At 69.8% G+C, this 12,652-nt stretch carries 13 protein-coding genes and 3 pseudogenes; 4 read left to right on the top strand and 12 right to left on the bottom strand.

Features of this window, described 5'->3' with window-relative positions; all coding sequences use genetic code 11:
• Positions 1-211: 211 nt before the first annotated feature.
• Both GT045_RS35050 and GT045_RS40285 read right to left on the bottom strand, forming a co-directional pair.
• A complete protein-coding gene (locus GT045_RS35050) occupies positions 212-517 on the bottom strand; it encodes a CbrC family protein (RefSeq protein ID WP_161336683.1) in 306 nt (101 codons plus the stop codon).
• A 14-nt stretch (positions 518-531) separates the two neighbouring features.
• Positions 532-1,062, bottom strand: a pseudogene (locus GT045_RS40285) (hypothetical protein); the annotation flags it as partial.
• A gap of 47 nt (positions 1,063-1,109) precedes the next feature.
• On the opposite strand from GT045_RS40285, the gene GT045_RS40600 reads away from it, so the two are divergent.
• Entirely contained in the window at positions 1,110-1,241 is a 132-nt protein-coding gene (locus tag GT045_RS40600; RefSeq protein WP_272926936.1) for a hypothetical protein, read from the top strand.
• A gap of 212 nt (positions 1,242-1,453) precedes the next feature.
• Here the strand turns inward: GT045_RS40600 and GT045_RS35045 are convergent, their stop codons facing one another.
• The 9 genes and pseudogenes from GT045_RS35045 to GT045_RS35010 all read right to left on the bottom strand — a co-directional run bounded on the left by GT045_RS35045 (position 1,454) and on the right by GT045_RS35010 (position 8,770).
• Positions 1,454-1,750, bottom strand: a complete 297-nt coding sequence (locus GT045_RS35045) for a hypothetical protein (RefSeq protein WP_161336682.1) — start codon at positions 1,748-1,750, stop codon at positions 1,454-1,456.
• A gap of 270 nt (positions 1,751-2,020) precedes the next feature.
• Positions 2,021-2,167, bottom strand: a complete 147-nt coding sequence (locus tag GT045_RS35040; RefSeq protein WP_161336681.1) for a hypothetical protein — start codon at positions 2,165-2,167, stop codon at positions 2,021-2,023.
• Between the two features lie 211 nt (positions 2,168-2,378).
• On the bottom strand, positions 2,379-3,563 hold the full coding sequence (locus GT045_RS35035) for an IS701 family transposase (RefSeq protein WP_161336700.1): 1,185 nt from the start codon (positions 3,561-3,563) through the stop codon (positions 2,379-2,381).
• Positions 3,544-3,801: a DUF6193 family natural product biosynthesis protein gene (locus GT045_RS40280; protein ID WP_345942854.1), complete on the bottom strand. Its 258-nt coding sequence runs from the start codon at positions 3,799-3,801 to the stop codon at positions 3,544-3,546. The genes GT045_RS35035 and GT045_RS40280 overlap by 20 nt, the downstream gene beginning before the upstream one ends.
• The gene (locus tag GT045_RS40830) at positions 3,764-4,348 is read right to left on the bottom strand and encodes a DUF6193 family natural product biosynthesis protein (protein WP_345942853.1); all 585 of its coding nucleotides are present in this window, start codon (positions 4,346-4,348) and stop codon (positions 3,764-3,766) included. The genes GT045_RS40280 and GT045_RS40830 overlap by 38 nt, the downstream gene beginning before the upstream one ends.
• A gap of 316 nt (positions 4,349-4,664) precedes the next feature.
• A pseudogene (locus GT045_RS39250) lies at positions 4,665-4,898 on the bottom strand (MurR/RpiR family transcriptional regulator); the annotation flags it as partial.
• Between the two features lie 476 nt (positions 4,899-5,374).
• A complete protein-coding gene (locus GT045_RS40825) occupies positions 5,375-6,382 on the bottom strand; it encodes a YdcF family protein (protein WP_161336680.1) in 1,008 nt (335 codons plus the stop codon).
• A 382-nt stretch (positions 6,383-6,764) separates the two neighbouring features.
• Positions 6,765-7,478, bottom strand: a complete 714-nt coding sequence (locus tag GT045_RS35015; protein WP_345942852.1) for a transposase family protein — start codon at positions 7,476-7,478, stop codon at positions 6,765-6,767.
• Positions 7,479-7,726: 248 nt separating this feature from the next.
• Positions 7,727-8,770, bottom strand: a complete 1,044-nt coding sequence (locus GT045_RS35010; RefSeq protein WP_202529306.1) for a saccharopine dehydrogenase NADP-binding domain-containing protein — start codon at positions 8,768-8,770, stop codon at positions 7,727-7,729.
• 128 nt (positions 8,771-8,898) lie between these two features.
• On the opposite strand from GT045_RS35010, the gene GT045_RS35005 reads away from it, so the two are divergent.
• The 3 genes and pseudogenes from GT045_RS35005 to GT045_RS34995 all read left to right on the top strand — a co-directional run bounded on the left by GT045_RS35005 (position 8,899) and on the right by GT045_RS34995 (position 11,715).
• Complete coding sequence (locus GT045_RS35005; RefSeq protein WP_161336679.1) at positions 8,899-9,834, top strand: helix-turn-helix domain-containing protein; 936 nt, start codon at positions 8,899-8,901, stop codon at positions 9,832-9,834.
• A gap of 525 nt (positions 9,835-10,359) precedes the next feature.
• Positions 10,360-10,812 (top strand): annotated as a pseudogene (locus GT045_RS35000) (IS5 family transposase); the annotation flags it as partial.
• Between the two features lie 312 nt (positions 10,813-11,124).
• A complete protein-coding gene (locus GT045_RS34995; protein ID WP_345942851.1) occupies positions 11,125-11,715 on the top strand; it encodes a transposase in 591 nt (196 codons plus the stop codon).
• A 19-nt stretch (positions 11,716-11,734) separates the two neighbouring features.
• Here the strand turns inward: GT045_RS34995 and GT045_RS34990 are convergent, their stop codons facing one another.
• Positions 11,735-12,262 carry a hypothetical protein gene (locus tag GT045_RS34990; RefSeq protein WP_161336677.1) on the bottom strand — a complete coding sequence of 176 codons (528 nt, stop codon included), beginning with the start codon at positions 12,260-12,262 and terminating at the stop codon, positions 11,735-11,737.
• Between the last annotated feature and the right edge of the window lie 390 nt (positions 12,263-12,652).

Genomic DNA, 12,652 nt, shown 5'->3' with positions numbered 1-12,652 from the left:
CCATCCGGCCCCCGGCGCGCGCCCCTGCACACTCCTCTGCTCCCCGCGCCCGCGGGGATGGTCCCCAAGCACCTGGGGTTCAGAGCCCCATGTGTTGCTGCTCCCCGCACCCGCCGGGGTGGTCCCCGAGTGACGTCGTCCAGCAGCACCGCCCACGGCCGAGTACATAACCATCACGAACGGGCCTACACCTGGCTGCCGTTCACATCGTTCACACCGAAGCGGTGGCTCTCGTATGACCCGATGAAATCACCACGTCTTTTCGAGGTCTGCGTAGACGTCTTGTCCCTTGGTGATCGCCTCCTTCGCCGCGCACAGCAGGCAGCCTTCCTCGGTGCAGTAGTGCTCTGCGACAGTGCAGGCCGGGGCGGGCAAAGGCTTGTAGCTCTGCGAAGACTGGACCCGCATAGACGTATCCCCGCGCCTGGCCGCAGGAGGCGCACTCCGCTTCCGAGCGAACGACAGCACCGGTCCCAATGGGATCCGGGTGATAGGGGAAGGCGGGAAGTTCGGTCACGGCCAGGGACCGTATCAGTCTGCGGCCGGGCCTGACCGGTGGGCCTGCTCGGTAGCAGGCGCGCCGCCACGTCTGGGCCTGGTGCCCGTCTTGTGGTGGGCGGGTCGGGCATACGCTTCGCCGGTGGCGAGGACGCGTCCGACGTCGTGGCGGGTGGCCGGCCGTCGGTTCTTTGAGCCGAGCGGGCGGCCAGGGGCGGGGCCGGGGCGGGTGGGTTTTGGTGCACCGGCTGGCGTGCCGGTCTTCGCGCGCAGGTTCCTGAACCCTCGGCGGACTCGGGCCGGGGTGAGTCTGTTCGGTTCCGTCGGCCGTTCCCACGGCCGACGAAGGTCATGGGCGAGCGGACGGGCGAGACGAAGTTGAGCGTGTGCCGCCAGAACGAGCCATGTCCAGCGGTCGACGGCATGAGAGTCCCGGAGCTTGGGCCGGGTCCAGCCGAGGGTCTGCTTGAGCAGCCGGAAGGTGTGCTCCACGTCGAAGCGCCTCAGGAAGGACTGCCAGCACCGGTCGACGTCCTGCGTGGTGGCACCGGTGCCGGACCACCACAGGGCCCGGGCCCGTTCCGGGTGGTGTCTGCCGGGACTGGATCAGGGTGCCGTCGGCCAAGGGTGTCGTGCCGACGCGGCTGCGGATCGCGGTGGTGGAGCTCTGCCGGGAGACGTACACCTCGATCAGCGACTTGCCCCGGCCGCAGGCCAGCAACACCTTCGCTTCCATCCCGTAGCGGTCGGCGATGCGGCTGATCAAAGACACCGTGCTTTCGCGGGGCAGGGGAGCGACACGAAGGGCTCCCCTGCGTCCCAAAGCGAGGGCTGCTGTACCCGGGAAAGGGACCATGACGGGCCTCGGTCTTCTGCTGGTGTTGCGTGCACGGCGTCATGACGCCCGCGCCTTCGGCCAGGGCTCCGAGGGCAGGCCGACGGCGGGGCGGCATGGTCAGGTGACTGCCGCAACAACAGGCGGGGGCCCGGCCGGGAGGGGAAGCACCCGCGCGGCGGGGTTGCCCCCGCTGCCGGACGGCGTGTGCGGTGCGATGCCCGCCGTTCCACCCGCCGGAGGCCGACCCGACGGCTTGGAGGTGCTCTTGACCTCCACCACCCCGGGCTGGCCGTTGTGGTGCACCAGGTAGTCGGGCCGCCAGGACACCGGCTGCGCTGGAGCCTTGCCGTTCCGCGCGGCCTGCGAGGCGAGGTAGCTGTGCGCCCCGCTGCCCACGATCTCTTCCAGCACCACCGGCTCGAGAAGCGATAGGACATGCCTCCACTGCTGGTCGCTTGATCCCCAGGTGTGCCTGTACTGCGCCGTCGACGGATCAGTCAGCAGCCGGGAGGACGTACGCTGCAGCCGCCGCAGTGCGGCCTGGCTGCGAAGCCGGCGCCACTCACCGGGCAGTTCGCTGCCTGCGGCCGTGGGGGAGTGCCGGGTGATCTTCTCGAAGGCGCTCAGCCACGGCGTGTGTCGCTCGGACGGGATGCCGCAGCAGGTCAGGAAAGCCCGCAGCTACTACTCATCGGCCGGGATGGCGTCGCGGTTGACGATCCGGGCCGCGCTGCTGACCGGCAGCGCGAGCGGGTTGCCCGAGCGTTCCTTGAGCTCCCGAAGGCTCGGCGCCCCGGCCTGTTCCCACACCACTTCCAGCGCCCTGCTCAAGTCCCCCTCATCACCGATGAGTTCTGGGTGCGGCGCCCGCAGCTGCACTAGTACTGCAACGGTGCTTGCCGTGACTGATGGCCAGGTCAGGGGCTGTGTCCGCGTCGTTTGTAGTGACTGATGCGGGCTTGGTGCTGTCGTCGGCGGCGCCAGGTCGACCAGTGCAGGATGTGCTCGACAGGTGTGGGTCGGCGGTCGGTGAGGCGGATGATCAGCCGTCGTATCTCGGCGAGGCTGAGGTGGATGAGCTGGGAGGATCCGTTTCTGCTTTCTCGGCATCCAGCTCGCGGGCCCGCAAGACTGTCAGACAGGCGTGGGCGGCCATGGCGAGGGTCATGTGGCGGTGCCAGCCGGGATAGCGGCGGACCTGGTAGTCGTCCAGGCCGCATTCCTGCTTCGCGCTCTGGAAGCATTCCTCGATGGCCCACCGGCTGCCCGCGATGCGGATCAGCTCGTCGAGGGTGGTGTCGGCGGGGCAGTAGGCGATGTAGTAGGAGATCTCCTCGGGCCTGCTGACGCTGCGGCGGGCGAGGGCCCAGTGGCGGCGGTCGTCGCGGTGCCAGGGGCGCACTTCGACGCGGGCCCAGTCGTAGATCCGCTGGCCGTGAGCCCCGGTGCCGCAGGAACGGCGCTTCCATTTCTGCCGGGCAAGGCCGTTGAACAGGTCGTGGACGGGATGGTCGATGGCCCAGCGGGTGACCACGGTGTCGTGCCGGGTGGTGGCCATGACGTGGAAGACGTCCGCCCGCTCCAGCTCGGACCGCCAGCTCTTGGAGAAGCCGTAGGCGGCATCCGCGGTCACCCACCGAAACGGGATCCTGTCTGCGATGGCGTGGCGGACCATCGCCTTGGCCATAGCCACCTTCGTCTCGAAGCCGACCTCGTCGTCGATGCCGGCCCGGCGGCACCTTTCGCGGTCGTCGGTCCAGGAGGCGGGCAGATATAGACGCCGGTCGATCAGTGTCCGCCCACGGTCGGTGGCATAGGCGAGGAAGACGCCGACCTGGCAGTTCTCCGTCCGCCCGGCGGTGCCGGAATACTGCCGCTGCACCCCGGCCGACCGCGTCCCCTTCTTCAGAAAGCCCGTGTCGTCCACGACCAGGACGGCGCCGGGGTCGCCGAGGTTGTCGACCACGTACTGGCGCACGTCGTCGAGTACCTCGTCGGCATCCCACTCGATCCGGTTCAGCATCCGGTGGATGCGGTCCGGGCCCGTGTGGCCGGCTTCCTCCGCCAGGGTCCAGCCGTTCTTCCGCTGCAGCGGAGCGATCAGGCCCCGCATATAAGCAAGTGCCGAATCCCGGGGCTCCGACCTGCTGAAACAGTGCACGAACCGCTCATGCACAGCGTCCAGTTCACGCGCCCACAACCTGACATCAGCAAGGTCCCCACCCACAACCACACCAACGACCGAACTGGCCAACAGTCACGGCAAGCACCGTTGCAGTACTAGTCGGCCGGTTGAGGAAGGAGCCGAGCGTGACCGGGCCGAGGCCGGACGGCAACTCCCGCACGGCCACTGCCACGGCGTCGTGCACGCTGTCGAACAGGCCGAGGTCGGGAGTGATGAAGCCTCTGCCCACCCCGTATGTGCCGTCATCGTTCGCGGTCAGGCATGGTCCGACGATGGTCACGGTCGGGCGGGTGGTAGTCGAGAAGCGCAGTCCCCAGTGGCTCCTGGAACGGGAAGAGGGCACGCAACGACGGCTCGGCGTAGGCCGCCTCGATCAGCGCCTGGTACGCCTCCTGCCAGTCGACCTCCAGTTCGGCCGCCTCCTGGCGCATGCACTGCCATTCGGATTCGGCCAGGCGTGCGGGGTCATGATCTGGCACCTCGAACCTGCCGGTCAGGTGCACGAACGGTGCCGTCTGGCGGATGCCACGCAGGGGCTCCCCGTCGTGCCACGCCCAGGCGGCTTTCGCGACCTCCGCCAAGTCGTCTGTCGTGCCCTCGATGAGGGTCGCGCCCACGGACGACTCGGTGCCGCTGATGGACCACCGCTGCTCGTAGTGCCATGCGCTGATCCGCAATGGCTCGCGGTACGGCAGGACGCTGGCGACGGTCGCGTGGGGCAGCGGGGCGGAATCCGAAGACCTGACAACGGCGACGCCGAGGCGGCCTCCCACCTCGGCCCGGAGCGCTGCGGCGAGGCTGCCGAAGGCTGCGACGCCGGGGTACACGACAACAGGATCGGGAGGAGTGGATATGTCTGCTGATTGTGCCCGAGCCGCAGTCTCTCCCAGAGCGGGCGGGCCCCCGCGTACGTCGTCGTCCGGCTCCAGCAGGCGGCGATGCCCGAGCGTCTGCTCGCGCCTGAGGCAGGCGACCCCGGGCGCGACGTTCAGGAGCAGGGGCCGGCCGACAGCAGGCGACGCGCTGCGGGCACTGCGGGAGTCCCGCACCGACGGCTGACGCGATCACCCTGCGCGGCACCGGACCGCCCCCGCCCGGACTCCCGGGTGCCCCCGGGTGCACCGGACGGCCCGTACGACGGTCTCAGTAGGCGTGGTCGGCGGTGATGTCGGCGGAGAAGTCGAGGTGGCGCCGGGCCGCTGTGGGGCGCAGAGCCATCAGGGTGTGGGTGAGGGCGTCGACCGCGGCGAAGACGATGTCCTGACCGCCGGCGACGAGGACATGGGTGCTGGTGTCGCTGAGTGATGAGCGGGCGTAGCTGGTGAGGGCCACCACGGCGGCCCCGGCCCGGCGGGCGGTGTCGACGGTGGTGCGCGTCGCTCCCGTATGGCTGACCGCGAGGCAGACTCCGTCCCGGGGGGAGTTGGGCGGCGGCGAGTTGTGCGGTGAGCGGGTCGGCTGGAGCGCCGACTACGCATCCGAGGGCGCGCAGGCGGTAGGCCGCGTCGAGGGCGACGGCGGTGGACAGGCCGGGCGCCGCCACGACGACCCGTGGCGCCGCGTGGAACACGTCCGCCGCGGCGGACGGCACGGCGGGATCGAGGGTCGAGGCGACGCCGTCCAGCGCGTCACCGGAGGTTCGGACGGTCTCGGCGAGCGCGCGTGCGGCCGGGTCGTCCGGGAGCGGCGGAGGCGGTGGCGCGACCTGCCGGGCCGCCTCGATCGGGGACGACGTGAGGTTCGTTCGCTGGTGGACGGCCACCAGCAGCACCCGCTCGGCCGGCGTAAGACATCACGGCCGGAAATGCCCGCCACCGAGCCCTCTGCAACGCCCTCCGGCCCTCCCGGGCGCCTCAGCGCCAGAAGATCGCCGTGACCACGGGCACGGCCAGCAGCAGGCTGAGTCCGACCAGGGGAAGCCGGTCCAGCCACAGGACGGCAGCGAACTCGCGCAGGGTCGCGGCAAGCCAGTAGGCCGGGGAGGTCGGCGCACCCACCACGCGCACGGGGACGCCAAGACGTGAGGCGAGCAGGGCCGTGCGGTAGACGTGGAAGTTGCTGGTGACCACCGTGGCACGGTGGCCGGGATCGCTGTGCTCCATCAGGGCCACGCTGAAGCGGAGGTTCTGCCCGGTGTTGACGGAGCGGTTCTCGCGCACGATCCGGTCGGCGGCCACGCCGCGGTCGCCCAGGTAGTCGGCCATGGCGTCCGCTTCAGAGCGGACCTCGTCGCCGCCCTGGCCGCCCGAGACGACGAACACCACCCCTTGGGTGCCCGGTGCGCCCGGGGCGTCGACTGCCAAGGCACTGTCCAGCCTCCGGGCCAACAGCGGGCCGGGCCGGTCTCTGTCGAGCCCGGCTCCCAGGACGACGACATGGGTGGTCCCCGGTAGCGGGGCTCTGCGGCCCCGGACGATCACGTGACCCGTGAAGACGAGGAAGAGCAGGGTCAGGTATCCCGCGGTCGCGTTCACCGCCACCACGAGGGCACGCAGCACCTCACCGCCGACCGCGTGGAAGACCGCGTCGAGTCCGAGCACCGCCAGCACCGCGCAGCCGGCGGTCCCACTTGCCAGCGGGACTGGCTGCGGCCCGTACCGCCGGACCAGGAGGACGCCGTCGGCCAGCAGCAGCAGGCCCAGCACCAGCGCCACGAGCAGGGCGGCGACGGCGAGCACCACGTCGAGGGTGCCGTGGCTTTCCGTACTCCGGGCGGCCACGCCGAGCCCGGTGGAGGTCACCGCGAGGCAGAACAGCACGGCAGTGGAAAACCTGTGCGGTGCCGGCAGAGCGCTGATGATCCCGCCCACGGCTAACACTGCCGCGGCGACGTACTCCGGGTACTCCGGCACGAATCGCACTCCGCTCCTGTCTTCCGCGTCTCACCTCTCGCCGCCCGCGGAATCCCGGACCCGCGCGATGCGGCGGACCCCGGTACGGATGGCCGCCGGACATCCTCCCAAACCCACCGCCGTGGCCGTACGCGGGCAGGCAGTGGTGGGCTCGGCGGGACGCGCGTTCACCGCCCGCATCCCCGCGCGCGCCGCCCCGCCCGGGTAGCCGGACTGCGGCATTGACCGCCGTGCCTGCCGACGAGGGCGTCCGCGCGCTGGACCGAGCCACCAAGGGCGGCGGGCCGGAGCGGAAGCAGAAGCGAAGCACTTTCGGTGCCGTGGCGCACTCAGCGGCGGGAGGGGGACCGCGGAGCTGGTTGTGCGGCACGGGCGTGGGGCACGGACGTGATCAACACCGTCCGACGCGGCGGAGGGCGAGGAGTGCGCACGGGGCGTGAAGGGCTGCCGTGAGCACCGAACCATCCTGTGGCGTGCCGCACCCCTCATGGGGATCGGCGAGCCAGGCCGCCAGGCTCGATGCCTCCCGGTCGGGCAGCAGGTCGACAGGGCGGCGGGTCTCGACGTCTACGAGAACGGTGCCGTAGTGGCGGCCCTTGCGGGTGGCGTACTCGTCAACGCCGACCACACGCGGGGCGGGCACTTCCGGCTCGGGAAGGGCGTCGACCAGGCGCCGGACGGTGCTCCGGCTGACGCAGACCCCGAGCGCGGAGCTCAGGCGGGCGCCGGCACGGCCCGCCAGGGCGAGACCGACCGCGGCCAGCGTCGCGCGCAGCCGCTCGGTTCGCTGACCGTGCCGACGGGTCAGACCGGGTATCTGCTCGACGAAGGTGCGGCGGGTGCATTCCGAGTTCCGGCAGGCGAACCGGCGGACCCTCAGCTGAAGAACAACGCTTCGTCCGGCGCTGGGCACATCAGCGGGAAACCGCAGGTAGGAACCATGAACCCGGTTCGACCGGACCCGGCACGCTGGGCAGGCGGCACCGTTCGCAGTGCATTCCGCGTCGACCCGCACCATCGCGATGCTCACGTCCACCGACAGCACCGCGACGTCCGCGATCGACGGGAACAACAGCTCCTTCAACCGGGGCACGATCTCTTCCACGGACCCGAACTGTCAGCAGATGTCTTGACCACGGCTGATTTTCGGGCGACTTCACGCACTGCCCGGAGAAGCTCAGCCGGCACTCAGCGTGGCCCCGTCACAGAACCTGAGCCAGAACCCGTTTTTTGGCAGCGGTTGTTCAGCGCGTCGGACAGCGCCCCGGAAGGTGAGGGAATCCAACGAGGAACGCCGGCGCCTATGTCGTCGTTCGCTGAGGCGCACCCCGACAGCCGGGCGGACGGCTGATGTCAGGCAGTCTGCTTCTGCGGGTTCAGGTCGAGTGCGATGTGCGGTGCGAGCGCCTGCAGGAAATCTGAGGCGTCGAAGATCTCGCCGGCGGAGGCCACGCCAGGGGTCTTGATGCGGCCGGTCAGGACGCGCTCGAGGGCCTCGGCGACAAGGGGTGCGGTGACGGCGTAAATGTCCTGGCCGCTGGCCGTGGCCCGGCGTTGGGCTCTGTCCGAGCGCACGACGACGTCGACGAGGAAGGTCTGGTCGGAGCGCCCGCTCTTGTCGGCGGCGGTCGGGGCCGGTGTGTTGGGGGCGGCGACGTCGCGGACCGCCTCGGTGGTCATGTAGGTGGTCACGTCGGGGATGGACAGGTGCTGGGAAACAGTGACGACGTCCGCCATCGTGAACTCCCCGATCACCGGACGCGGTCCCATCGGATCCGGGAAGCTCCACTCCAGGGTGGGCGCGTCGTCGGTGCGACGTTCCCACGCTCCGCCTCTGTAGCGCAGGCGGTTGGCGCCGCGCCGCTCGCGGGAGACCGCGCCCGAGAGCCGGGTTCCGGCGGTGGGGTGCCAGCTGCTGAGCGCGTAGGCGATGTGTGCCTCGTCAGCTTGGGTCCAGTCGCCCATCGCCGCGGTGGTGAGCAGGTCGCCGAGACCGCCGAAGAAGGCCATGGCCGGGACGATCACCGCTCCTGCGTCCCGGGCCCGCTCGCGGTAGCGGGCGAAGGTGTCCAAGTTAGCCTCGAGTTCGGCGGCGACGTCCAGGTACGGGATGCCCGCGCGCAGTGCAGTCTCGATCACGGGGCCGGTGGTCGAGGCGAAGGGACCGGCGCAGTTGATGACCGCCGCCGTTCCCGCAAGGGCCCGGTCCAGGGAGGCCACGTCCTCGACCGACGCCACCCGGGCCTCCAGCCGGTACTCGCCGGCCAGTTCCTCCAGAGCCTGCGCGTTGCGCCCGCACGGCACCGGGACGAACCCCCGCGCGGCCAGCTCCGCCACCACGAACCGCCCGGTGTGACCGTACGCACCGAACACCGCCACCAGCTGACCTGACCCCATGAGACCGCTCCCGTGCCCGTGAACGCCCGCTGCGATGTCGATCCGCTGCGGCCTGACAACCACATCCTGTCCTCGTGGCAGCACTCCGCACGAGCGTCGGAAACGACATGCGACGTACAGTTTCGGACATGCCCACTGTCGCGCTGGCCGTCACCGACGGCATGCTCCACTACGAACTCTCCGTGGCCGTCGAAGTCTTCGGGGCCGACCTGACCCACATCGTGGACCCCTGGTACGACTTCTCCCTCTGCGGAAACGGTCCGGTGCGCATCGGCCGCTTCGGTCTGGAACCCGACCGGGGACTCGACCACCTCACGCACGCGGACACGGTCATCGTCCCCGGCTGGGCCGACACGGATCGTGAACCGCCCGCCGAACTGGTCAAGGCAGTGCGCGCCGCTCACGCGGCCGGCGCCCGCCTGGCCTCACTCTGCACAGGCGCCTTCGTCCTGGGCGCGGCAGGACTACTCGACGGCAGGCGCGTCACCACACACTGGGCCCACACTCGGGAACTGGCCCGGCGCCACCCAGCGGCCACCGTCGATCCAGACGTCCTCTACGTCGACAACGGCGACGTCCTCACCTCCGCGGGCAAGGCCGCCGCCATGGACCTGTGCCTGCATCTGGTCCGCCTCGACCACGGCTCGGCCATCGCCAACAAGATCGCCCGCCGTCTCGTCATCCCGCCACACCGCGACGGCGGCCAGGCCCAGTTCATCGCAACCCCGGTACCCACCCCGGGGCACCACCCTCTGGGCGAGCTCTTCCCCTGGGCGCTGGAGCGACTGGACCAGCCGCTCACTGTAGAGGATCTGGCCCGCCAGGCCCGCATGAGCTCACGCAACCTCGGCCGCCACTTCAAGCACCTCACCGGCACCACGCCTCTGCAGTGGCTCCACACCCAGCGCATCCACCACGCTCAGGAACTGCTGGAGACCACCAACGCCACCGTGGACACCATCGCCGTGGCCACCGGCATGGGCACCGCCACCACCCTGCGCCGCCACTTCCACCGCAGCGTCGGCGTCTCACCCGACACCTACCGCCGCAACTTCCGCCCCTGAGGAGTAGTCAAGGGCCCCACCAGGCCGAGGCCGCACTGTCCCGCGCCGACGACCGACGCGACGCGGTAGGCGGCTACGACCGGGCCGCACTGGCCTTCCACGAGGGGCAGGTGCGCTGGCACCTCGGAGACCGAGAGGGATCCATCGCCGCCCTGCGCCGCTCCAACGGCCATCGCTCCCCGCTGGAGCGTCAGGGCCGCCTGCACTGCCTCGGCGTCATCGCCGACCGGCAGATGAGCATGCGCCACATCGATGCCGCCTGCGCCACCTGGCACCAGTTCCTCGACGGGCCCGTCACCCTGTCATCCACCCGGGGCGACCAGCACCTGAGGACACTGCTCCGCTCCCTGCCCCCTCACCGCGGATTCGCTCCGGTACGCGAGCTGGAAGAACGGGCCCGTCAGGTGGCCGCCGCCAAGGCCGCTGCCAGACGGCCCGTACGACGCCGTGAGCACCGATCATCCCCATCCGACACCGGAACACCGGCGAGGGGCGATCGGCGCCCACAGACACACTCAAGGCGGCAAGGGGGACCTGACAGGTCCGAATCCTGTCGACCGGGGCAAGTACGGCTCGAAGATCCATCTGATCACCGAGCGGACCGGTCTGCCCCTGTCCGTCAGGATCTCCGGCGCCAACGTCCACGACAGCCAGGCCCTGGTCCCGCTCGTGAGGGGCATACCGCCGATCCGCTCCCGCCGCGGCCCCCGTCGGCGACGGCCCACCAAACTCCACGGCGACAAGGGAGACGACTACCGTCACCTTCGGCAATGGCTGCACAGCGAGGCATCCAGCACCGCATCGCGCACAAGGGCATCGATAACTCACAGCGACTCGGTCGACATCGCTGGACCATCGAACGAGCCATGGCCTGGCTCGCCGACTCCACCGCCGCTACGAACGCAAAGCCCAACACTTCCTTGCCTTCACCAGCCTCGCCTGTGCACCCTCATCTGCTACCGCCGACTCGCCAAATGAGGGGCGGGGCCGGGCCGCTTTCAGCGCCTTGCTCCTCGCCCACCTCCAGCAGCCGCACTCCCCCGCCCGGCAGAGGTCCCGGAGCAAGACCCGGCCCCGGTCCTGGCCGGGGAGCTGGACGCGAAGGACGTCCTGGCGGCCGCGGAGCGCTTCCCGTGGGCCGTGGCCGCACTGGAGGCGTTCGACCGCTCCGTGTGACGAACGGGCCGTGTTCACGGCAGTGGTGTACGTGCCGATTAGCGGCTGTGCCTGGCGGCACCCGCCGCCGACGTTCGGCACGTCCTCCGCCACCGCGCATCGCCGCTTCACGATATGGACCGAGGCCAGCCTATGGCGTCGACTCCACCGGGCGGTGCTGGACGAACTCGGGGCACGGGGAGAGGTGGACTGGACGTCGGCGATCGTCGACGCGGCCTCCGTTCGCGCCGAAAGGGGGGATCACTGACCGGGCCGAACCCGGTCGATCGCGACAAGAAGGGCAGCAAGCTGCACGTACGGTCCGATGCCCAGGGCGTCCCGCTCACCGTCGCCGTGTCCGGCGCGAACATGCACGACAGCCTGGCCCTCAAGCCGCTCATCCTCGGTATCCCCGCCATCCGGTCCCGCCGGGGGCCACGGCGACGCCGCCCCGTCAAACTCCGCGCGGATAAGGCGTACTTTTCCGCCGAACACCTGGCCTGGCTGCGCGAGCGTGGGCTCGTCGCGCGCATCGCGCGGCCAGGCGTCGAGTCAGGCGAACGCCTGGGTCGGCACCGCTGGAAGATCGAGCGGTCGATCGCTTGGATCTTCGGCTACCGCCGCCTGACCGTCCGGTACGAACGAAAGGGCTCGCACTTCCGTGCCTTCCTCGGCCTGGCTGCTGCCCTGACCTGCTACAAAAAGCTCGCGAAACTTGCCACGTGAGACACCCTCTTAGTTCAGGTCACGCCGTGTGCGTCGCGCAGACGGCCTGTGCGGTGACATTTCGCTCTAGATCTCCATAGTTGGTCGCGATGACTCGCCAGGTGTTTGGGCTGAAGGAATCCGAATTCTCGATCTCAATGTCATTGGTTTCCCTCCCGAATCCGCCGCCCGTGAGCGTGGTGCCGGGAGGGCAGGGGGCTTCGATGATCTGTGTGCTATGCGCCGGCAGCGTTTGCTGCACGGTGACGACCTGTGTGGCGAAGCTGCCTCCGCCACTGCCGGGGGGCGTCTGGGTAGCGCTCTGACTGCAGTTGATGTTCTGTGTGCCAGCGAACTTGTTGCCCTGCCCGGCCTGCCCCATGGGGAGGCAGATGAGGGTGATCGAAGGGCTATCCAGGAGAGAGAGAAGCCCCGGGCCGTCCTGGGCGTGAGCGGTTCCAGAACCGGGGAAGAGGGCGACCGCCACAACGACTGCCGCCGTTGCACCAAACCTCTGCCTGAGCTTCGTTGCGGGGCGCGTCTGGGCACGTGCCAAATCTGAACTCATGGCTGCAAGCATGCCGATTTCGCCATGACGAATGAGTCAAAGTGACACTGACACTGTCTGTGGTTACGTCATTCGGACCATGCAGTCCGCCATGTGGGCCAACGGGGCTTGGAGACGACGAAACCGGCACCGCCAAGTGGCGGGTGCCGGCGTCGTGCGGGCAGATCACGCGCCAACGTGGATCTGCCGGTGTCCCTGTCAGCGTTGGCTGCAGCCAGTAGCAGTTCAAGGACGTTCGCAGGCCGGGAGCACCGGCCTCTCGTGTTCTGGGGCCCACCATCACTCATAGACAGGGACTGCGGCAAGCAGGTCATGGACACAGATTGACTATCCGCGTGCAGCGTCCGGCCGGAGCGAGCGGCGCCGCGGCAGCAGTCCTGGTTGCCCGGT

Source organism: Streptomyces sp. SID486 (genome assembly GCF_009865385.1).
In the GTDB taxonomy this organism is placed as follows: Bacteria; Actinomycetota; Actinomycetes; order Streptomycetales; family Streptomycetaceae; genus Streptomyces.
Note: the sequence above shows the minus strand (reverse complement) of the source record. Positions and strands in the feature narration are given on the sequence as shown.

Excerpts from the sequence above, each read along its gene's own strand:
- GT045_RS34995 (WP_345942851.1), top strand. The coding sequence starts at position 11,125 with ATGGACCGAGGCCAGCCTATGGCGTCGACTCCACCGGGCGGTGCTGGA.
- GT045_RS34990 (WP_161336677.1), bottom strand. The coding sequence starts at position 12,262 with ATGAGTTCAGATTTGGCACGTGCCCAGACGCGCCCCGCAACGAAGCTC.
- GT045_RS35005 (WP_161336679.1), top strand. The coding sequence starts at position 8,899 with ATGCCCACTGTCGCGCTGGCCGTCACCGACGGCATGCTCCACTACGAA.
- GT045_RS35010 (WP_202529306.1), bottom strand. The coding sequence starts at position 8,770 with ATGGGGTCAGGTCAGCTGGTGGCGGTGTTCGGTGCGTACGGTCACACC.